Raw genomic sequence first — 21102 nt, 5'->3', positions numbered from 1 at the left:
GAGGCGTTCGTCGCACCCACGGCGTCCGTGATCGGTGACGTCACGCTGCACGCGGCCCGAGGCCGCCCCCGGGCACCGGTTCGCGGGCAGCGGGGCCGGCGGAGCCGGAGAAGTCCGGCGCACACCGGTCGGCGAACCGCGCGAGGGCGCCCTCGCCCCCCGCGCCCTCGGCCGGAAGGGGCGGTCGCCCCGGGCTCCGGCCGGGCGCGGCCACCAGCCGGCCGGCCGGCCCCGCCACCTCACGGGCGGCGACGTCACGGGCGGCCCGGAGCAGTTCGGGGAGCCGGGAGGGATCGTCGGCGAGAGTCCGGTGCACGCGCGGCAGCGTAGACGGCGGCGGATCCCGGTGCCTGGTCCACTTGACGCCGACTGGACCAGGAAAACTGGACGGATGGACTCTGGACGGACGGGCTCTGGATTCGTCGCCGCGCTCGGCGACTGGCGCACCCGGCGCGGGCCCCTCGCCCGTGCCCTCGCCGCGGCGGTCCGGGACGCCGTCGCCGACGGCCGGCTGCCCGTCGGCACCCGGCTGCCCGCGGAGCGGGAGCTGGCCCGCACCCTGCATCTCAGCCGCGGCACGGTGGTCGCCGCGCTCAGCCTGCTGCGCGCCGACGGCTGGCTGCACACCCGGCACGGCAGCGGCAGCGCCCTCCGCCTGCCCGCCCGCCTCACCGAGCGCACCGCCCCCTGGTCCGTCGACCGGGGCGGCGCCCCCGACGCCGCCCTGGACCTCACCCTCGCGGTGACCGCCGCGCCCCACGACGCCTACCGCGCCGCCCTCGCCCGCGCCACCGAGCTGAGCGCACCCCTGCTCGTGGACTCCGGCGTCGCCACGGCCGGCCTGCCCCGGCTCCGGGAACTGCTGGCCGACCGCTACACCCGCGCCGGCCTCGCCACCCGCCCCGAACAGATCCTGGTCACCGCCGGCGCGCAGGCCGCCCTCACCCTGCTCCTGGACCACCTGCACACCGACCGCAGGGCCCCCGTGGTGGTGGAGAACCCCGCCTACCCCGGTGCCCTCGCCGTGCTGCGCGCCCGTGGGGCCCGCCTGCTGCCGGTGCCCGTCTCGGCAGCGGACGGCTGGGACACCGCGCACCTCACCGCGGCCGTCCGCCGCCACCGGCCGCGACTGGCGTACCTCGTCCCCGACTTCCACAACCCGACCGGCGCCCACATGACCGCGACCACGCGCCGGGCGGTCGCCGCGCTCGCCGACCGCCACCAGCTGACCGTCCTCGCCGACGAGACCATGCGCGACCTGGACCTGAGAACACCGCCCGGCATCGAGCCCCACCTCGCCGGGGCGCGCGTGATCCAGCTCGGCTCCGCGAGCAAGACCCTCTGGAGCGGCCTCCGGATCGGCTGGATCCGGGCCACCGCGGACCTCGTACGACAGCTGCGGCTCAGTCCGCTCCAGGCCCAGCTGGCGCCGCCGCCGCTGGAACAGCTCATCGCCGCCGAACTGCTCGGCGCACCGTTCCCGTCCGTGCTCGCCGACCGGCGGGCCCGGCTGCGCGTCCAGCGCGACCACCTCGCGGGGCTGCTCGACGGCACCGGCTGGACCTGGACGGTCCCGGCGGGCGGGCTGACCCTGTGGCTGCACCTGGGCGCCGCGGGACCGTCCGCCACCGACCTCGCGGCCCGGGCCGCCGCGCGCGGCCTCGCGGTCACCCCCGGCCCCCACTTCAGTACCGACCGCACCACCCTCGGCCGCCACCTCCGCCTGCCGTTCACGGCGACCCCGGAGACCCTGACCCGTGCGGTCGGGCTGCTGAGGACGTGCTGTACGGTCTGAACTTCACCGTTTCGTCACAGCCTGACCGGAAACACAACCGTGCTCCGCCGTGCCGGGTCTAGTAGTCCGAGAGCGCGGGAATCGCGCTGGGAGAACCCCGGGCGAAGGCCCGGGCGAACCGTGGATCCGGACAAGGGGAAGAGGTCGAGGCCGCCATGGGGGGCATACGCAGACGAGGCGTCGTCGCGCTGGGTGTCACGGGACTGGTGGCGCCGCTCGCGCTCGCCTTCACCGCGGCACCGGCTCAGGCCGCGAGCTGTAGCACGGCGACGGGGCCGTACCAGAAGCAGGTGGAGAAGTTCCTGGGCCGGCCGGTCGACGGCAAGCAGTCCGCCGCCGACTGCAAGGCCATCCAGTCCTTCCAGAACAGGCACGGCATCACGCCGAACATCGGCTACGCCGGTCCCGTCACCTGGGGCGTGATGGACCTGATGAACAAGCAGAAGGCCGTCGGGGACAAGCCGAACAAGGCCGGCGCGTGCCCGACGAACAAGGGCAGGATCGCCTGCGTCAACCTCACGCTCCAGCTCAGCTGGATCCAGGACGGCAGCCGGCTGGTCTACGGCCCGGTGCCGGTGCGCACCGGACGCGACGGCTACGAGACCCGCACCGGCCTGAAGAAGATCTACTGGCGGGACATCGACCACGTCTCCAACCTCTACGACGTGCCGATGCCCTACAGCCAGTTCTTCAACGGCGGCCAGGCCTTCCACTCGGTGGGCCTGAGCATGTGGAACCCGCCGGGTTCGCACGGCTGCGTGAACATGACCACTAGGGACGCCAAGAAGTACTGGTCGCTGCTGAGGAACGGCGACGACGTGTTCGTCTACGGCCGCAAGCCCGGCACCTGAGCCGGCGTCGCTCCCGTCCCGCCTCGGGGCGTCCCCGACGTCCGGGATCCGCAGCCGTCCCCGCCCTGCCGTGCCGACTCGTGCGTGATGACTCCCGGCAGGGCGCGGCGGACGGCCGCGGACGCGTCCACCGGCGGCGGTCAGCGCAGTTGACACATTGACGTGATGAGTAACACGGTCTGATATGTCCGTATTGCGGACACTTACTCACAGTGCCTTCACCTCGGTCGGCATATGCTTCACAGCATGTCCACTGTTGCAACCGCCTCCGAGCGATCGGCCGCGGAGGTCAACGAGGAGATCCGGGCGCTGTGGCGCCGGTCGGGCGGGACACTGACCACCGAGCAGCGCGCGCAGTACCAGCGCCTCGTGATGGAGTGGGCCGCCGCGGCCCCGCAGCCGCACCGGGCGGCCTGACCGACCCCGCGCACACCGCGCCGTACCGCCGAGGGCACCCGTGACCGCACGGGTGCCCTTTCCGCCGTGACCCCGGCGCCCCCGGCGGGGCGCCGCTCCGCTCAGCCCCAGGTCGCCGAGTAGTACCGCTGGTACGCCTTGCGATCCTGCTCGGCCCGGATGTACCGGGTCGCGACCAGCGCGATCAGACTGCCCGCGATGACCAGCAGGCCGGGGCCCACGTTCCGGGTGTCCGTCAGCCGCGCGAGCAGCGTGGCGCCCTCGGAGCCGCCCGTGACCGGCGCCGAGGAGCCCGGTGAGGCCGCGTTGGGGGCCATCGCGCCCTGGCCGGCGGGGGCCGACGGCGCTGCGGAGGGCGCGCCGCCCTGCGCCCCGCCCGTGTTCTGCGCCGACACGATCAGCCGGACCCCGAGTGCCGCCATCGCCTTGGTCACCGGCTGGAAGAACGTCGTCCCGCCCGTCGTGCAGTCGCCGTTGCCGCCCGAGGTGACCCCGAGCGCGATGCCCTCGGAGAACAACGGGCCGCCGCTGTCGCCCGGTTCGGCGCACACATCGGTCTCGATGAGCCCGGTGACCGTCCCCTCCGGATAGTTGACGGTCGCGTTCAGCGCGGTGACCCGGCCGTCGTGCAGCCCGCTGGTGCTGCCGCTGCGGAACACCCGCTGTCCCACCGCCGGATCGGCGGCCCCGGTGATCCGCACGCCCTTGCCGCCGCCGACCGCGACGACGTCGGCGCCCTCCCCGGCCCTGCCGCCGGCGTACTGCACCAGAGAGAAGTCGCTGCCCGGGAAGTCGCTGTTCACGGTGGAGCCGAGCTGCCGGTCGCCCTGGTTGTCGGCGAACCACGTGGACCCGGCGGGCCCGCAGTGGCCGGCCGTGAGAATGAAGTCGGACCGGCCGTTGGTGACGTTGAACCCAGCCGAACAGCGACCGCCGGTCGACAGGATCGGCTGGGCACCGTTCAGCCGCGTGGTGAACGTTCCCTTCGTACGCTCCATGTGCACGAAACCGCCGATCCGTCCGGCGACCGCGGTCAGCCGCGACCAGTCCCCGGCGGACACCGTGCGGTCCGCCCGCACCACGACCCGGTTGGTCCGGTAGTCCACCGCCCAGGCCGTGCCCGCCACCCGGGGCGCCGAACGCAGTGCGGCCGTCGCCGACTTCAGCTCGTCCATGCTGTGTGCCACGACCTTCGCCTCGGCCCCGGCGCGCCGCACCGCCCGCGCCGCCGGCTCGTCGGTCACCGCCACCACCGGGCGCCCGTCGGCGCCGATCCAGCTGCCCGCCGTCCGGGCGGTACCGAGCCGCGCCGCCAGCGCGGCGCCGGTGTCCCCGGCGCCCACGGCGGAGGCGAGCGTTCTGCCGGACGCCGGCGGAGTCTCGCTCGCCATGGCCGCCTGGGCGACCATCGCGCCCCCCAGGAGGAGTCCGCCGACCGCCGCCAGCCGTGTCACTCGCCGGACGACCCGTCGTCGTGCGTGCCGCATGCATGGCTCCCGAAGCCGCCGGACGCGCGATGCCCCGACCGGCACCACGGAGCCCTCGGATCAGCCGGGGCCCGCTCCTGGATACGGCGTCCGCGGCGGTGGCGTTCACCGGCGGCGGCGATCAGTTCTTGCGGGCCACCCCGCCGAACATGGCGACCTCCTCCGGCACCGCCCCGTGATCGTGCTCCGGACGCCAGCGCGAGCAGGACACCACGCCCGGTTCCAGCAGCTCCAGCCCGTCGAAGAACCGGGCCACGTCCTCCGGGGCGCGCTGCGTGAGCTTCGGAGTGCCGTGCTCGTTCCAGAACTTCACCGCCTCGTCCACGTCCGGCATCGACGGGCTGGTGATGGTGTGCGACAGCACCAGATGGCTGCCCGACGGCAGCCGGTCCGTCAACTGCCGTACCAGCCCGTAGGGATCCTCCTCGTCACCGACGAAGATGACCACGCCGAGCAGCATCAGCGCCACCGGCTCACTGAGGTCCAGGGTGCGCGCGGCGTGTTCGAGGATGGCGTCGACGTTGCGCAGGTCCTCGTCCAGGTAGTCGGTACGGCCCTCGGGCGTGCTGGTCAGCAGGGCTCGCGCATGCGCGAGGACGAGCGGGTCGTTGTCGACGTACACGATCCGTGACTCCGGTGCGATCCGCTGCGCCACCTCATGGGTGTTGTCCGCGGTGGGCAGCCCGGTGCCGATGTCCAGGAACTGCCGGATGCCGGCCTCACTCACCAGATGACGTACCGCGCGCCCGAGGAAGAGCCGGTCGGCGCGCGCGTACTCCCCGATACCCGGGTGCAGTTGACGGATCTGGTCGCCGGCCGCGCGGTCGACCTCGTAGTTGTCCTTGCCGCCGAGCCAGTAGTTCCAGATCCGGGCGGTGTGCGGCTGGCCGGTGTTGATGCGGGCGCGCAGCGACACGGCCACGTCGTTGGTGGCTGCCGGGTTGTCGGTCACGTGGGTCAGCTCCTGGGTGCCTGATGAGATGCCTGACGGGAGATACACCGTGCACGACGCAATCTAGACGCCCGAGTTGATCTCCGCTGCCCGGCCGGGGATTTCCCCGGCCGCCGTCCGCACCGGCTCCCGCGGCCCGCCGCTTCCGTCCGGCTCGCCCCACGGCCGCCTATCTTGAGCCCCATGACCAGCATCCCGCAGGACACACCCGGCGTACCGGATCCGCTGCGCGCACTCGGCCTGGAGCGGCTGCGACGTCGTACGAGCATGAAATGGCGTACCTACCCCGAGGACGTGCTGCCCCTGTGGGTGGCCGAGATGGACGTCCCCCTCGCCGAACCCGTGGTCCGCGCCGTCACGGACGCACTCGCCCTCGGCGACACCGGGTACCCCGCCGGCGCCGCCTACGCCGAGGCCCTCGCCGCCTTCGCCGCCGGACGCTGGAACTGGCACGGTGTCGCCCCGGAGCGGACCGCGATCGTCCCGGACGTGATGCTCGGCGTGGTCGAGATGATCAGACTGGTCACCGGGCCCGGCGACCCGGTGATCGTCAACCCGCCCGTGTATCCGCCGTTCTTCCAGTTCGTGACCCACATGGACCGCCGGGTGGTGCAGGCTCCGCTGGGCGCCGGACTGCGCCTGGACCCCGGCCTCCTGGAGGAGACGTTCCGGGCGGCCACCGCCCGCGGCGGCCGGGCCGCCTACCTGCTGTGCAGCCCGCACAACCCCACCGGCACGGTGCACACCGCCGCCGAACTCACGACCGTCGCCGGCCTCGCGGAGCGGTACGGCGTCCGGGTCGTCGCCGACGAGATCCACGCCCCGCTCGTCACCCCGGGCGTCCCTTTCGTGCCCTACCTGAGCGTGCCCGGCGCCGAGCGCGGGCTGTCCCTGATGTCCGCCTCCAAGGGCTGGAACCTGGCCGGTCTCAAGGCCGCGCTGGCCATCGCCGGTCCCGCTGCCGCCGCCGACCTCGCCCGGCTGCCGGAAGAGGTGAGCCACGGCCCCAGCCACCTCGGGGTCATCGCGCACACCGCCGCCCTGCGCGACGCCACCGACTGGCTCGACGCGCTGCTGGCCGGGCTGCGGGCCAACCGGCGCCTGCTGGCGGACCTGCTGGCCGAGCGGCTGCCCGGGGTCCGTCCGCACCCCGCCGAGGCCACCTTCCTCGCCTGGCTCGACTGCCGGGCCCTCGGCCTCGGCGACGACCCCGCCGGTGTCTTCCTCGACCGCGGCCGGGTGGCCCTCAGCTCCGGACTGCCGTTCGGCACCGGCGGCGCGGGGCACGCACGCCTGAACCTGGCGACCTCGCCCGAGATCCTCACCGAGGCGGTACGGCGGATGGCGGCGGCCCTCGCCTGAACCCCGCGGGTGCCCTCACGGGACGTCCCGGCGGCGCCCGTCCGTTAACCGGCCGCCGCCTGACGCGCGTTCACCCCCGGGAGCCGCCTTCTAGACTGCCGCCATGGACGACACACGGCTCGACCGGCTCGGCTCCGGCAAGTACCTGCTGGTGACCAGCTACCGCAAGAACGGCACCCCCGTGGCCACCCCGGTGTGGGTGGTCCGGGACGACGACGCCCTGGGCGTGTGGACGACCGCCGACAGCTGGAAGGTCAAGCGGATCCGGCGCCGCCCCGGCGTCCTCGTCGGCCCCTGCGACGTGCGCGGCAACCCCACCGGCGACCAGCTGCCGGCCACCGCCGAGATCACCGACCCGGCCACCACCGCCCGCTACCGGAACCTCATCGCCCGCAAGTACGGCCTCCTGGGCCGGCTCACCCTGCTGGGCAGCAGGCTCCGGCGCGGACTGGACGGCACCGTCGGCATCCGGGTGACCCTCGGGGACTGAGGGCCACCCGGGACACGCGCCCTACGACGCGTTCAGCACCGATCCCGACAGGGTCAAGCCGCCGGTCTGGGGCTCCCCGGTCCGCGGGTCGATCTGCCGGAACAGCACCGACTCCGTGGACTCCCGGACCCGGTCCCTGACCGTGGGCAGGGTGATGTCCGCGCTGGTGCGTCCCGCCGGGATGTCCGTCCACAGGTAGAGCCCGGTCACCTTCGACAGCGGGCGCTCGGGGTCGGGCTTCTCCCCGGCCGTGTCCCGCAGCCAGGCGGCCGGGACGTCCTTGGTGGACAGCTCCGGCGCGGTGGCCGGCGCGACCTCGAACGCGGCGCCCATGTCCACGTCCACCGCTTCGGACAGCGACACCCGCCACTTCAGCGACTGCCCCTCGGTCACCTTGCCGGCGACGGGTGTGACGGTCATCTTCGGCGCCGGGTCGTCGTCGTGGACGGTGAGCCCGCCCCGGTAGGAGCCCACGACCACGCCGTGGACGGCCTTGACGAGGACGTCGTGCGACACGTCGGTGCCGTAGCGCGTGTTGCCCTTCACCTCGACCGGTACGTCGGCGTCCTGAGTGCCCGGACGCACCGTCACCAGCCGGTCCGTGGCCTTGCCGGTGGCCGGGTCGACGACGTACACCCGGACCTGGCCGCTGCCGCCCTGCCCCGTCACCCGCACGGGGACCCGGTAGGTGCGCACTCCGGAGTCGCCCTCGTCGACGGTCGTCCGGCCGACGTCCACCCGCGGCAGCGCGTCGGTGCGCACCGCGGGCGTCCCGGGCCGCCAGCCCCAGGCGTCCATGAGCCAGGCCCGCCCCGACGCCGAACGCGGCGTCAGTTCGAGGGACTTGACCGATCCCAGGTCGAGCCCGGCGCGGGTCGCCGCCGTCAGCGGCACCCGGAGCTCCTGCGCCCAGTACGACGCGGTCCGCTCACTGCCCGGCAGTCCGTCGAGCCCGACCCGGCCGAGCTTCGCCTTCTTGCCGGAGGCGTCGGTCAGGGCCACGTCCAGCTGCGTGCCCCGGGAGTTCGGCGGCACGAACAGGCGCAGTCGCAGCGCCGTGGACCCGGACAGCGACACCGGTGTACCGGCGGTCACCCGTGCCGGGGTGCCGGCGCGCGTCCAGTGCAGTGCGATCGCGTGCCGGCCGGCCTCCCGGTCGGTCTCCCAGTACGCGAAGTGCGGCGAGGAGCCCTTGGCCGACCGGCCCAGGCAGGCCTTGGCCGGGCTCGGGTCCACCGCGGCGCACAGCTTGCCGCCGGTCACCGAGACCCCGCCGTCCGGCAGGAACCCGCCGCCCCGGCGGGCACCCACCGCGTGGCTCAGCACCCGCGCCGGGTCCGCCGACGGCGCCCGCCTGCCGGAGCCGTCCAGCAGCGGCCGTACCCGGTCGTCGCCGGCGAGGAACAGCCGTGCGGCGGCGGCGATGTAGGTGGAACCGGCCCGGTGCTGCTGGTCGGCGGTCAGCCGGGTCGCGGCCCGCTTGGCGCATACCGGGTCGGCGTGCTGCGGGTCGTCGGAGAAGTCGTCCTCGGCGGGCGCTGCGGCCTGGCCGGGCGTCCACTGCGAGTTGAAGAAGTTGTGGTTGGCGCCGATCACGTAGACGGCACTGTGCAGCGCGGTGCCGTTGCTGACCGCGCGGGTGCCGTCGACGTACACCTCGCCCTGGAGGTCGGAGACGTCGCCGTCGCAGCCCGGCAGGATGCTCACCGACGGGACGTCGGGCACCGGGTTCTGCCCGAAGACGGTCGGGCCGATGAGGACCGTGCCCCGGATGTGCCAGCGCACCGGTCCGTGATAGCCGTCCTGGTCGGCGGGGGGCGGGGCGAGGCTGTCCAGCGCGGCCCGGTTGACGCCCTCGCCGCCCCGCGAGTGCCCGACCAGCAGCACCCGTGACAGATCGGCGCGGGGCGCCTCACGGACCGCCTTCGGTGCCGTCTCGGGGTGTTCGGCCCAGCCGGCCCAGCGGGCCAGGTGCAGCCGCACCAGCGACGACCGTGCCTGCGCGCCGCCGTCCTCCGCCGCGAAGTCCTGCCCGTTGATGCCGTTGGCCGAGATGGACACGGTCATGTAGCCCTGGGAGGCCAGCAGTTTCTGGTCGCGCAGATACCCGCGGTGGCTCGGCACCGGCTTGGTGCCGGCCTTGCAGGGCCAGTCACCGGTGACGTCACCGTGTCCCTTGTAGCAGGTGTAGTGACGGCCGTGCAGGAACAGCGCGAGCGGGCGCTTGCCGGCCGCGCCGACCGGTGAGACGACTACCGCGCGCATCTCCACCGGGGCCGCGAGGCCCGGCAGCCGGACCGACGTCAGCGCGTACTCGCCGGTCCTCGTGCGGTACGTGCCCGGCTTGCCCGGGTCCACGGCGTTCGCGGGCAGGGGGGCCGGCAACCGGGCGGCCGACACGGCGCCCTCGGGCTCCCGCGTGTCCAACCGCTTCCCGCCGGACCACACTTGCAGGCCGTACAGCCGCGTCGCGTGGCGTCCGTCGAGCGGCAGCCGGAAGGTGTGCCCGTCGGCGCCCGGCCGCGGCACACCCAACAGCCGCCCCGCGGAACGGAATTCGACACGTGCGTCACCCATCGGCACCGGCCGGTCCGACCGCCACACCAGCTGCGGCGCCGATCCCTGGCCGGCCAGTCGCCACCCCGGCGGCAGCGGAGTGCCGTCCTGAGCCGTCGACACCCCTTCCCCGCCTGGTGGTTGGGGGCCGGCGACTGCCACCCCCGGGGATGCCCCCGCCACCGCGAGTAACGCGGCGGCGGCCACCCATATGCGCCGGGCACGGACCACTGTTCCTCCTCGAACCCCGACCTCGGACGCCCGGCCGTTCCGGGCGCCCCTCGCTCCCGAGGAGGGAAAGCGGAGGCTGTGGGTTGCCTGTGATGAGGAGGTGATGGATCACATCGCGGATGTGCTCAGCGCCGAACAGCGGTCAGCTGCAGGTGTGGTAACGGCGCGTCAGGTGTGCGCCCGGTCAGGTCCACGCCCGGTAGGGTTCGTCCACCAGCTGGAAGACCGGCTCGCCGCGCACCGGGTCCTTGGCGGTGGACAGCCGGACGCGGTCGCCGCTGTGGATCCCGACCGGCGGCCCCATGACCCGGCCCCGTACGACGAACCCCTCGGCCATCTCGATCAGCGACACGTTGCGTGCCGCAGGCGTGTTGCGGTGCACCACGGTGGAGTGGCGGACCGTGCCGACGCCCTCGCTGCACTCGGTGCGCAGATCACTGCCCTGGCACACCGGACACAGCAGCCGGTGGTACGTCGCGGTGCCGCACCAGGTGCAGCGCTGGAAGAGGATGGCGTCCCCGGAGTCCGCGACGACGGGTTCGAGAACACCCGTCGCGGAACCGGCCGCCGGCTGCGAGGTGCTTGCTGAGTGGTGGTACACGCTGGTCACTCCCTGCGCTCGGCCGGAAATCCCGCGTGCCCGGGCGGACCGCGCACGCATGTGCACGGCCGCGGTGCCACCGTGCACGCCGACAGAGTATGGCACTCAGTGTCACTCGTAAAGGCACTCCGTACCCCGATATGCCGTCGACGGGTTCCGCGGGGCGTCAGTCGCGGCCGAGCGCCGTCTCGAGTTCCCGCACCACCCGCCACAGCGGCGCGTCCCGGCGGGTCACCACCACCACGACGTCGTCGGGGTGTCCCGCGCCGGTACCGGCCGGGCCGCTCGCGGCGGGCGCCGCCGGGGCGTCCGCCGACCGGGCGTAGGTCGTCTGCACGTATCCCAGCGCGTGGTCGACGGCCGTGCCCGCGTCGCCCTCGCCGTCCGACCGCAGCCAGGAGCGCAGGGCGTTGTTGTGTGCGGCGACGACCGCGGCGGCGATCACGTCGGCGTGCAGGTTCCCGTCGGGACGCCCGGCGAACCGGCCGCGCAGGTACTCGGCGAGCGCGCGCTCGTAGCGCCACACCACCGACAACTCGTAGGCGCGCAGCCCCGGCACCTGCCGGGTGAGCCGGTAGCGCTGCACCGAGAAGGCCGGGTTCTCCGCGTACATCCGCAGCACCAGCCGGGCCGCGTCGCACACCCTGCGCACCGGCTCGTGCCCTGCGCCGCTCGCCGCGAGGAAGGCGGTCATGTCGGCCAGGCAGCCCTCGTGGTCGGGGAAGACCACGTCCTCCTTGGAGGGGAAGTAGCGGAAGAACGAGCGCCGGCCGACCCCGGCGAGGGCCACGATGTCGTCCACGGTGGTCTGCTCGTACCCGCGTTCCACGAAGAGCCGGAAGGCCGCCGCGACCAGGGCGTCCCGCATCGGCGGCTTCGCGGCCGGCGCCGCGCTGCTGGAGCTCATGGACGGGAAAGTAGCATCCGGACCGCATGCTGACACTCAGTGCAGCGTGTGTGGCTTCTGGGGGAACTGAGTGCTGCCGGGGCCTCCCGCCGGGGGTGGCCGAGGGGGTGCGTCACCTGCGGCGTAACCTTTCTCCACCGCCGCCGCCGCAGCAGCCGAAGCACCTGCGCGACGCCGTCCCCGCACCACCCCGGTACCCACGCCCCCCTCAAGGAGCCCCATGTCCGGCGCCCGCCCCCGCCTGCTCTACGTCACCGACCTGGCGTACCAGGCGCGCGGGCGCCGCTACTGTGACGAGGACATCCACCTCACCGCCCGGCTGCGCGCCCACTTCGACCTCGCCCTGTGCCACCCGCTGGACGCCGAGGCCCTGATGGACGGCTTCGACGCCGTGGTCGTCCGCAACAGCGGCCCCGTCCTCGGCTACCGGCGCGCGTACGACGCCTTCCGCGCGCGGGCTCTGGCCAGCGGGGCACGGGTGTACAACCCGCTCACCGGGAAGGCCGACATGGCGGGCAAGCAGTACCTGCTCGACCTGACCGCCGCCGGCTTTCCCGTGATCCCGACCGTCGACCGCGCCGAGGACCTGCACCTGCTGCCCTCCGCCGAGCGGTACGTGGTCAAGCCCAGACTCGGCGCCGACTCCCACGGCCTGCGCATCGTCCCCGGCAGCCGGCTCCGGGAACTCGCCACCGAAGACGTCCTCATCCAGCCCTGCGTCGACTTCGCCTACGAGGTGTCCTTCTACTTCGTCGACGACGACTTCCAGTACGCCCTGTACGCCCCCGACCCCGAGCGCCGCTGGGAGCTGGGGCCGTACCCGGCCACCGCCGCCGACCTGGAGTTCGCCCGCCGGTTCATCGACTGGAACGACCTCGGGTACGGCATCCAGCGCGTCGACGCCTGCCGCGCCCCCGACGGTGGCCTGCTCCTGGTCGAACTGGAGGATCTCAACCCCTACCTCTCCCTGGACGCGTTGCCGGAAGAGGCCGCGGACGCCTTCGTCACCGCGTTCACCGCGTCCCTGAGCCGGTTCGCGCGGGGCGCGCTCAGCCCGGCCTGACCACGACCCGCTGGCTCGCTCCCGCCGTGCCCGTCGGGTCGCCGAAGGCCGGACGAACTGAGCCGGGCCGGGGCGCCGACCGTTTGACGGGAGGAGGAGCGGTGGGCTGAACGGGGGCGCGGCACGCGCCGTATCTGAGCGCGGGGACCGTATCTGTGCCCCGGACCGCGGGACGGAAGGAGAGCCCGGTGCCGACACCGCCCGACCCGGCGAAGCCACCGGCCGCACCACCCCCGGAGCCCGTCCGGGTGCTGCGACCCCGGAACGTGGAAGCCCTCGCGGAGCTGATGCGGGAGTTCCGGCCGGACCCCGTGACCTACGAGCCCCTCGGCACGGCACCCGCCCCCCACCCGGCGCCGCCCCACTCCGCGGAGGAGGACACCTGTGAACTACCGCCCGTCCCCGCGGCCCGCCCCGTGGACACCGGCGGAGCGGGCTCCCACGCCACGGACACCGGCCGAGCGGACGGCCGTGCCGTGGACACCGGCGGAGCGGGCTTCCGCGCCCCGCGGACCGGCCGAGCGGGCTTCCGTGCCGTGGACGCCGCCCCAGCGGGCTTCCGGGCCGTGGGCACTCGCCGCGTGGACGGCGGTGCCGTGGACTCCGGTGGAGCGGACTTCTGCGCCGAGGGCACGGACCAGGCGGACTTCCGTGCCGTGGACTCCGGTGGAGCGGACTTCTGCGCCGAGGCCACCGACCAGGCGGACTTCCGGGCCGTGGGCACTCGCCGCGCAGACGGCCGAGCCACGGACTCCGGCCGAGTGGGCTTCCGGGCCGTGGGCACCGGACGCGCCGGCGGCCGTGTCGCAGATCCCCGCCGCACAGACTCCCGTGCCGCGCCCCCCTCCCGCGCGGTGGGCGGCCGCTCCGCGGGCGCGCGTGCCGTGGGTGTGCCCGGCCCGGGCGCTCGGCCGCGTCGGGCCGCTGCCGTCGCCGCGGCCGTGGTGGTGGCGGCCCTCGTCGGCTTCGGCTCCGCCTTGCTGCTGCCCAGCCGTCAGCAGGCCGCCGCGACCGCCCCGCCGGTGACGCCGCCCACGAGCGCGTCCGTCGCGCCCACCGGAGGGACCGACCCCGACGGCCCCGGCACCCTCCGCCCTGGCGACACCGGTCCCGAGGTCAGCGACCTGCAACAACGCCTGCTGCGTGTCCCGGACGTCTACCGCGACGGCTCAACCGAGGGCACCTACGACGCCACGCTCACCGCGGCCGTGGCCCGCTTCCAGCTCTGGTACGGCATAAGGGGCGACGAGACGGGCGTCTACGGAGACGACACGCGCCGCGCGCTGGAGTCCCGCACCGGCTTCGGCGACGATTCGTGAACGGCGTACCGGGCACCCCGGAGGCACGAGCGGTATCACAGGCCCGGCCGGTACCGGGCCGGGCGGCGGTGGACGGGAGCGACTGCATGGCGGACGAGAACGGCACGGGGGACGCGGGTGGCACGGCGGACGGCGATGAGCGGGCGGGCGGGGGCGGCCGGGCGCCGGGCCCGGTCGCCGGCCCGCAGCGGGATCCGGGAGTCTTCTTCGACCGGCTGAACCCGGACATGTGCGTGGTCACCGCCGTGGCGGGCGGCGAGCGTGCCGGGTGCCTGGTCGGTTTCGCCTCCCAGTGTTCCATCCGGCCGCCCCGGTTCGCCGTGTGGCTGTCCAAGGCCAACCACACCTACCGCGTCGCCCGGGCCGCGCAGTACCTCGCCGTCCATCTGCTCACCCGTGAACAGCGGGACCTGGCGGAACTGTTCGGCGGTGAGACGGGCGACGAGGTCGACAAGTTCGCCCGGCTGCACTGGCGCGAGGGACCCGCGGGCGCGGCGGTCCTGGAGGGGGCCGCGGCCTGGCTGGTCGGCAGCGTCCTGCACCGCATCGACGGCGGCGACCACGTCGGTCACGTGCTCGATCCGGTCCAGTGGGGCGGCGAGGGGCCCGACGGACCACTGCTGCGGCTCTCCGACGCGGTCGGCATCGAAGCCGGCCACCCCGCGGACTGACTGCCATGGCCATGGCCGTGGACTCAGGCGTCCGTCCCCGCCGCCCCCTCCGCGTCCTGCACGTTCTCCAGGGGCACGCGGATGTCCAGTACGCACACGTCGTCGCGCCGTTCGTCCGCCAGCATCGTGGCGAGCAGGGCGTCCAGGGAGCCGGACTCGCCGCAGCCGTGCGCCCGCACCGCCTCGCCCAGCCGCGCGAAGCCCGCGTCGATGCCCTCGCCGGGGCGTTCGACCAGGCCGTCGGTGTAGAGCAGCAGGCGGTCCCCGGGTGCCAGCCGCAGCTCCAGCGACTCGTAGACGGGGGCGGCCGTCGCGCCGAGCAGCATGCCGCCGGGACGGTCGAGGAAGCGCACCTCGCCCCCGCGCACCAGCAGCGGCGGCGGGTGTCCGGCCTGTGCCCAGGCCAGGACGCGCCGGTCGGGGTTGTAGCGGGCCAGGACCATCGTGGCGGTGGTCTGGCTGTCGCGGGAGTGCAGCAGCAACTGGTTGAGCCGGGTCAGCGCGCCGGTGAGCGAGGAACCGGTGCTGACCATGCCCTTCGCGGTGAACCGCAGCTGGGCCATGGTGGCCACGGCACCGATGCCGTGGCCCGCCACGTCGCCGACCACGAACAGTGCGTCGGAGTCGGGCAGTTCGATGGCGCTGAACCAGTCGCCGCCGACGTGGATGCCCGTCTGCGAGGGCAGGTAGGCGACCTCGATGCGCAGACCGGCCAACTGCTTGGGCTTGTCGGGCAGCGGCAGCAGGGCGTGCTGCAGCCGCGCCGCCAGCGCCCGCTCCGCCTGGAGGATGCCGCGCTGGAGCAGCATCGCGCGTTCGCTCTCCACCAGCGCGAGTTCCGCGCTGCGCTGGGCGGAGATGTCCTGGACGAAGCCGTGCACCTCGACCGGGGTGCCGTCGGGCTCCATGACCGCCTCCGCGACCATCCGCAGATGCCGGACGCCCGAGGGCGTCTCCATCCGGAACGGCACGTCGAACGCCCGGCCGCGCGAGAGGAGTTCGGTGATCGCGTGGGCGAACGGCCCCTTGTCCTCGGCCAGGGCCAGGTCGGGCAGCCGCTCCAGCGGGACCGGCCGCTGTCCGAGCTGCCTGCCGAGCACGGCGTAGGTCTGCGCGGCCCAGGAGATCTCCTGGGTGATCAGGTTCCAGTTCGCCCAGCCGAGGTTGCCGAGCCGCTGCACGTCGGACAGGCGCTGCTCCTGGCGCTCCGCCGGGTCGTGCCGCAGCCAGGTCACCACCAGCCCCTCGCCGAGCCGCGCCGCGCGCACCGTGTAGGTGGCGGTCACGGGCACCTCCCCGACCACGTCCTGGTAGGCGAACGGCTCGCCCTCGAACGGGTGCCCGGTCTCGAGGGCCTGCAGGTAGCCCTGCCACAGCGGCTCGCCCGCGACCGAGGGGTAGCTCTCCAGGACGTGTTTGCCGACCATGTCCCGGCCGGTCCGCCCGAACACGTCGATCGCGCCCGGAGTCGCGGCCTCGATGCGGTAGTCCTCCACGTCGCCGGCGGCGGAGCGCAGCGGGGCGAGCAGGATCACCGCGCCCGGCAGCGCGTCGAACACCGCCTGCACGGTCTGGGAGACGTTCCCGGCCGCGTCGTTCCGCGGGCTGTCGAAGGCCCGCAGCCGGCCCGAGCACAGCCGGGCCACGGCCCGCAGCAGCTCCCGGTCGCGGACCTCGAACGGCCCGCCGCGCCGGCGCAGCACTCCCAGGGCGACGCTCGCGGTGTCCCCGGTCGGGACGGGCAGCCAGGCCCGGGTGAGCCACCGCTCCGGAGGGGTCCCGATGAGCAGGTAGCGCGCGCGGTCCGCGGCGGCGTTCTCCAGCCAGCGCGGTTCCCCGGACCGCAGGGCGTCGAGTGCGGGCACACCGTTCACCGGCGGCACGTGACGCCACTGGGCGGCGAGGGTGGGGTCGATGCCGGCGTGCCCGATCAGGCTGAGCCCGCCCTCGGGCAACCGCTCGTAGAGCATCACCGCGTCGGCGTCCACCTCGGGCGCCAGGTGGTCCAGCAGGCAGCCGGCCAGCTCGTGCGGTGAGCCGACCCGCACCAGGTCGCGGCCGATGTGCCCCAGCACGTCCGCGATGTCCAGGGCGCCGACGGGCACGCCCGCCCAGGAGCCGGCGGGGGCGGGCGCCGTCGAGGGCGGCGCGGCCGGGACGGCGGGGTGGTGTTCCCTGGGCGGCAGTGCCCCCAGGGTGAGCCAGCACTGTTCGAGGAGGGTGCGGTTGCCGTCCTTGGCGCGCTGGAGCAGCTCTTCGTGGGCCGCGTCCGGCGTGCAGCCGGTGACGGCCATGAGGACGCCCTTGGCGCGCTCCAGGACGGCTGAGGTGGCGGCCAGGTCCCGCAGCCGTTCCATCTCGGCGCGCTGCCGTGCCACGACCTTGGCCAGCGCCGCCAGCTCGGCGTTGGTGTCGCGGTCCACCGGAGGCAGGGGCTCGCTCGTCACGCGTCGAGCATTGCACACCCGTGCCGTTCGATCACTCGTCTGCCGGGTCGGGAATCCTGTGACCTCCGCACGAGCCCGTCGGCCGCGGGGGAGGTGGCCGCACCGGACGGGAGGGCCGGCTGTGGGGCGGGGTCCCGGCGGAGGGGCGGGCGGCGCGGACCTGCCGGCGGCGAGGGGGAGCGGCGGGACCGCGGGGGCGGCCCGGGAGGGGTCAGCGGCCCGTGCCGCGGCCCGCCAGGGCCTCGCTGACCGCGCGGACACTGCGTGCGATGTGCTGCAGCTGGAGGACCTCCGCCGCGTACAGCTTGATCGTGTGTTCGATCACCGATTCGGGCAGTCCGAGCACCGGCAGCTCGGCCCGCGCGGTCTGCAGGGCGGTCCGCGCGACCCGCACCTCCTGCTGCACCTGGATCTGCGCGTGCCGGGCGAGCAGGACGGGGTGCCGGATGAGCGCCGGATAGCTGGCGTAGCGCGCGGGGATCAGCTCGCGCAGCCACTTGGCCGCCGAGCGCTCCCAGTCGTAGCTGCCCGGCGTCTTGACCTGACAGGGCCAGTCTGGGCTGATGCGCGTGCTGGTCAGGGGCATGATCATCGCTTCCGGGTGTGCGGCGTCGTGAGGGTGGACGACGAGTTCGGGGGCGGCCCCGGCCTAGGGGATGGCCGGGGCCGCCACGGGCACGTCGCGCAGACGACGCGCCCCGGGACACTCCGGACGCCGACGTGGGTAGGGGACGGCGGCGGGAAGTGCCCGTTCATGAGCCCCGGACGCGGGGAACCGGCGCGGCGTGCGGGAGTGCGTGCGCATGGGCGGTCCGTCGGCTTTCTCGGGGCGGCTGTGCGTGCGGTGAGGTCCGCCGAGCAGTATTTATATATGCCGACCGGTTTGCAAGACGTATGAAAACATTCATGCGTGATTTGCGGTGAATCATCCCCGTCCAGGGGGGTGAATGACCGCAAGATCTTCACGGACTACGCGTGCGGGCGGAAGGATCGGCCGTCCGAAAGGCCCCATTCGAGAGGTCCCGTCCGGCTCCGACGGCGAGCGTCAGTCCTTGAGGAAGAACTGGTGCTGGTCGGAGAGCTGCTCGTACTTCTCCAGCCGGGCCTGGGTGCGCTCCGGGTCGGCGTCCGTCATGGCCTGCAGCAGAGCCGCGGCCAGCACACCGGGGGCGGCGTAGGAGTCGAACACCAGCCGCGATCCCGTGCCGGTGGCGAAGGCGACGTCGGCCTCGTCGGCCAGCGGCCCCAGCGCCAGGTCGGTCACCAGGGCCACCTTCAGACCCGCGCCGCGCGCCACCCGGACGGCGTTCAGCGTCTCCTGGGAGTGCCGGGGCATGGCGAAGGCCAGCACCCAGCTGCCGCCCGCCTCACGGGCCTGCAGGAGCGCGTCGTAGGCCACGCTGCCGCCGAGGGTCACCAGCCGCACGTCCGGGTGGATACGGCGGGCGGCGTAGCCGAAGTACTCGGCCAGCGACACCGAGATGCGCAGGCCGAGGACGGTCAGCGGGGTGGAGCGGGACAGCTCGCGGCCGACGTGGATGACCCGGTCGGGGTTGGCGAAGTCGCGCCGCAGGTTCTCCAGGTTCTGGATCTCCCCGTCGACGGCCGCCTGCAGCTCGTTGGCGCGGTTCTCCTCACCGGGCCCACCGGCCAGACTGCTCAGCGCGATGGACTGGAGCCGCTCACGCAGCGCGGGGTAGCCGCTGAAGCCGACAGCGGCGGCGAAACGGGTGACGGAGGGCTGACTGACCCCCACCCGGTCGGCCAGCTCGGTGATCGACAGGAACGCGGCCTCGGTGATGTGCTCGATCAGGTACTGGGCGATGCGCCGCTGCCCCGGCGACAGACGGGGGCCGTCGAAGAGCTCCCTGAGCCGGGAGGTCGGGGCGGCCTCGGCCGCAGGCGCCGTCCTGCCCGACGTGATCGCTGATGCCTGCGCGCGTGCCTGCTGCGGCGAGGGCACGGGTCGGCCTCCTTTGTCTGCCACGAGCACTCAACATAGCTCACCGACCGCCGTGACCAGGGCGTTGAGGCGGACGGCTCACCGCCGGTACAAGGTGATGGAATGGCCCACTTCGTCGACCGGCCGGCTGCTCCCGATCAGCTCGGCGAGCGTCCCGCGCGCCTTGGCGACCGCGGAGTCGGACACCACCAGCAGCCCGTGCACCCGGTCCCGCGGCACCGTGAGCGGATCACCGGCCCGGATGCCGTAGTACGACGGTACGCCGCTGCCCTTGTACACGAGCCACACCCGCTCGCCCGGATAGCGCTCACGGAGCCGGTCGGCGAGCCGGCCCAGGTCCTGCCCCCAGTCCACGTTCGAGTCGTGCAGCAGCCGGTGGGTGTGCGCGGGACCGCCGAACGCCTCGTTGGAGTACGGCAGGTAGTACGGGAACGCGCGCAGTGAACTCACCGCCGCGAACGCCACCAGCACCCCGGCAAGGAGCCCGCTGCCGCGTCGCCGGAGGGTGACCGCACAGGCCGCCGCCACCGCGAGGAACATCGGCACGAACAGCACGTACCGGGTGCCGAGGTCCCGCGCCCCCGTCATCGCCGCCGCCAGCAGCACCGCGGGCGGCACCAGCAGGTACGGCGCCGCGGGCCGCAGCCGCCCGAGCGCCACGACCGCCACCGCACCGGCCACGCCCAGCGCCATCAGCCCGAGCGGCGTCTTCACCAGCAGAGCGGCCGGCAGGTAGTACCAGAGCGAACCGGTGTACAGACGCCCGAACAGATAGCTCTGCCAGTGCTGGTCCTCCAGACCGAACTGCACCAGCATCCCGGCCCGGTACGCCGGCGGCACCGGCAGCAGCTCCACCAGCCGCCCGCGCAGGCCCGCCACGGCCGGCACCGGCTCGGCGGGCGAGAACCGCAGCCGGGGATCGACGGCCAGATACGCGGCCCACACGACGGCCACGGCCGCTACCGCGACGACGACCGCGCCCACCAGCGCCGCCGGCACCCGCCGCCGGCCGCCGGCCGGCCGGGAGACGGTCCGGGAGACGGGCCAGGAGACGGAGCGGGGCCACCAGGAGACCGGCCCGGACCGCTCGGCGGCCACCACCGAAACCACCGCCAGCGCCATCAGCACCGGCACCGCCGGCAGCGCGCTCATCTTGGTCGCCACGGCCGCTCCCACCGCCGCCCCCGCCGGCGGCAGGTACCGCACAGGCCGGCGCCGGGCCCGCCACACCAGCCAGACCGACGTCAGCACGAACCCGGCCGCCGGGGCGTCCAGCGTGGCCAGCGACCCGTGCGCGATCACATCGGGCGAGAAGGCGTACAGGGCCAGCGCCGCCAGCCCGCCCGCCCCGCCCGCCAGGTCCCGGGCGAACGCGAACACGACCAGCCCGAACAGCAGCGTCAGCGCGATCACCGGCAGCCGCGCCCACAGCATCAGCCGCCAGGGGTCGTTGCCCGACTCGTACAGCAGGCGCCGGCCCACCGCCGACTGCGTGCCGGTGCGCGCGGGGGCGTAGTGCGGGTCGGCCACCGCCACCCCGGCCGCGATCAGCAGCTTCCCGAGCGGGGGATGTTCGGGGTTGTAGCGCAGCCGGTGCTCGTGCAGATAGTCGGTGGCCGTCGCGACGTACACCGGCTCGTCGATGGTGGGAGTCTGCCGGACGGCCGAGGTGACCATCGCCACGGCCATCTGCGCGAGCAGCAGTACGACGAGGAGCGGCAGCAGCCGGCGACGGTGGCGGCGCAGCCGGGCGTACGCTCCGGCGGGGGCCGGCCGCGGCGGTTCCGTGACCGGCGCCGCGGGTGTCAGGACCGGTTGCCGTTCGCGTGCCATCATCCGCCCTCCGGTGGCACCGGCTCGCGAGAGCGGAGCGAGCTCGGGGGCCGCGTCATGGCCCTACTGTCGCACCGCTCCCACCGCCGCCGGTGTCACCGCCGCACGAGTCGTACCGGCAGACCTTCTGCCGTGCAGACGGGTACGGTCCACAACC

Annotated in this window: 17 protein-coding genes and 1 pseudogene; 8 read left to right on the top strand and 10 right to left on the bottom strand. The window is 74.1% G+C overall.

From position 1 onward, the window contains the following. Positions 1 to 40 precede the first annotated feature (40 nt). Positions 41 to 316 (bottom strand): hypothetical protein, encoded by a 276-nt coding sequence (locus AB0B40_RS28285; RefSeq protein WP_362266231.1) that lies wholly within the window; start codon positions 314 to 316, stop codon positions 41 to 43. A 75-nt stretch (positions 317 to 391) separates the two neighbouring features. Between AB0B40_RS28285 and AB0B40_RS28280 the strand changes: the two genes are divergently transcribed. The 3 genes from AB0B40_RS28280 to AB0B40_RS28270 all read left to right on the top strand — a co-directional run bounded on the left by AB0B40_RS28280 (position 392) and on the right by AB0B40_RS28270 (position 3063). Then, complete coding sequence (locus AB0B40_RS28280) at positions 392 to 1795, top strand: PLP-dependent aminotransferase family protein (RefSeq protein WP_345048419.1); 1404 nt, start codon at positions 392 to 394, stop codon at positions 1793 to 1795. Between the two features lie 155 nt (positions 1796 to 1950). Then, positions 1951 to 2646: a L,D-transpeptidase gene (locus AB0B40_RS28275; RefSeq protein ID WP_345048420.1), complete on the top strand. Its 696-nt coding sequence runs from the start codon at positions 1951 to 1953 to the stop codon at positions 2644 to 2646. A gap of 234 nt (positions 2647 to 2880) precedes the next feature. Then, entirely contained in the window at positions 2881 to 3063 is a 183-nt protein-coding gene (locus tag AB0B40_RS28270) for a hypothetical protein (RefSeq protein WP_345048422.1), read from the top strand. A 101-nt stretch (positions 3064 to 3164) separates the two neighbouring features. Here AB0B40_RS28270 and AB0B40_RS28265 read toward each other — a convergent pair whose 3' ends face one another. Both AB0B40_RS28265 and AB0B40_RS28260 read right to left on the bottom strand, forming a co-directional pair. Next, positions 3165 to 4550, bottom strand: a complete 1386-nt coding sequence (locus AB0B40_RS28265; RefSeq protein ID WP_345048423.1) for a S1 family peptidase — start codon at positions 4548 to 4550, stop codon at positions 3165 to 3167. A gap of 121 nt (positions 4551 to 4671) precedes the next feature. Then, positions 4672 to 5502 (bottom strand): SAM-dependent methyltransferase, encoded by an 831-nt coding sequence (locus AB0B40_RS28260; protein WP_345048425.1) that lies wholly within the window; start codon positions 5500 to 5502, stop codon positions 4672 to 4674. Positions 5503 to 5685: 183 nt separating this feature from the next. Between AB0B40_RS28260 and AB0B40_RS28255 the strand changes: the two genes are divergently transcribed. Next, a complete protein-coding gene (locus tag AB0B40_RS28255; protein ID WP_345048427.1) occupies positions 5686 to 6864 on the top strand; it encodes an aminotransferase class I/II-fold pyridoxal phosphate-dependent enzyme in 1179 nt (392 codons plus the stop codon). Between the two features lie 103 nt (positions 6865 to 6967). Further along, entirely contained in the window at positions 6968 to 7354 is a 387-nt protein-coding gene (locus AB0B40_RS28250) for a PPOX class F420-dependent oxidoreductase (protein ID WP_345048429.1), read from the top strand. A gap of 21 nt (positions 7355 to 7375) precedes the next feature. Here AB0B40_RS28250 and AB0B40_RS28245 read toward each other — a convergent pair whose 3' ends face one another. The 3 genes from AB0B40_RS28245 to AB0B40_RS28235 all read right to left on the bottom strand — a co-directional run bounded on the left by AB0B40_RS28245 (position 7376) and on the right by AB0B40_RS28235 (position 11649). Next, positions 7376 to 10141, bottom strand: coding sequence for a hypothetical protein (locus AB0B40_RS28245; RefSeq protein ID WP_362266228.1), 2766 nt, complete (start codon positions 10139 to 10141; stop codon positions 7376 to 7378). 184 nt (positions 10142 to 10325) lie between these two features. Continuing rightward, a complete protein-coding gene (locus AB0B40_RS28240) occupies positions 10326 to 10742 on the bottom strand; it encodes a zinc ribbon domain-containing protein (protein ID WP_345048431.1) in 417 nt (138 codons plus the stop codon). A gap of 166 nt (positions 10743 to 10908) precedes the next feature. Then, positions 10909 to 11649, bottom strand: coding sequence for a TetR family transcriptional regulator (locus tag AB0B40_RS28235; RefSeq protein WP_345048433.1), 741 nt, complete (start codon positions 11647 to 11649; stop codon positions 10909 to 10911). Positions 11650 to 11869: 220 nt separating this feature from the next. Between AB0B40_RS28235 and AB0B40_RS28230 the strand changes: the two genes are divergently transcribed. The 3 genes and pseudogenes from AB0B40_RS28230 (at position 11870) to AB0B40_RS28220 (ending at position 14702) form a co-directional block, all read left to right on the top strand. Continuing rightward, positions 11870 to 12712 carry a hypothetical protein gene (locus AB0B40_RS28230; RefSeq protein WP_362266225.1) on the top strand — a complete coding sequence of 281 codons (843 nt, stop codon included), beginning with the start codon at positions 11870 to 11872 and terminating at the stop codon, positions 12710 to 12712. A 905-nt stretch (positions 12713 to 13617) separates the two neighbouring features. Next, positions 13618 to 14031, top strand: a pseudogene (locus AB0B40_RS28225) (peptidoglycan-binding protein); the annotation flags it as partial. A gap of 227 nt (positions 14032 to 14258) precedes the next feature. After that, positions 14259 to 14702 (top strand): flavin reductase family protein, encoded by a 444-nt coding sequence (locus AB0B40_RS28220; protein ID WP_345048447.1) that lies wholly within the window; start codon positions 14259 to 14261, stop codon positions 14700 to 14702. A 23-nt stretch (positions 14703 to 14725) separates the two neighbouring features. Here AB0B40_RS28220 and AB0B40_RS28215 read toward each other — a convergent pair whose 3' ends face one another. The 4 genes from AB0B40_RS28215 to AB0B40_RS28200 all read right to left on the bottom strand — a co-directional run bounded on the left by AB0B40_RS28215 (position 14726) and on the right by AB0B40_RS28200 (position 20948). Next, entirely contained in the window at positions 14726 to 17125 is a 2400-nt protein-coding gene (locus tag AB0B40_RS28215) for a SpoIIE family protein phosphatase (protein ID WP_345048448.1), read from the bottom strand. Positions 17126 to 17360: 235 nt separating this feature from the next. Then, a complete protein-coding gene (locus AB0B40_RS28210) occupies positions 17361 to 17741 on the bottom strand; it encodes a hypothetical protein (protein ID WP_345048436.1) in 381 nt (126 codons plus the stop codon). Between the two features lie 453 nt (positions 17742 to 18194). Next, positions 18195 to 19112: a MurR/RpiR family transcriptional regulator gene (locus AB0B40_RS28205; protein ID WP_345048438.1), complete on the bottom strand. Its 918-nt coding sequence runs from the start codon at positions 19110 to 19112 to the stop codon at positions 18195 to 18197. Between the two features lie 78 nt (positions 19113 to 19190). Beyond that, positions 19191 to 20948 carry a phospholipid carrier-dependent glycosyltransferase gene (locus AB0B40_RS28200; protein WP_362266223.1) on the bottom strand — a complete coding sequence of 586 codons (1758 nt, stop codon included), beginning with the start codon at positions 20946 to 20948 and terminating at the stop codon, positions 19191 to 19193. Between the last annotated feature and the right edge of the window lie 154 nt (positions 20949 to 21102).

It is taken from the genome of Streptomyces sp. NPDC042638 (assembly GCF_040647235.1).
In the GTDB taxonomy this organism is placed as follows: Bacteria; Actinomycetota; Actinomycetes; order Streptomycetales; family Streptomycetaceae; genus Streptomyces; species Streptomyces rameus.
This window is presented reverse-complemented; position numbering and strand designations above follow the sequence as displayed.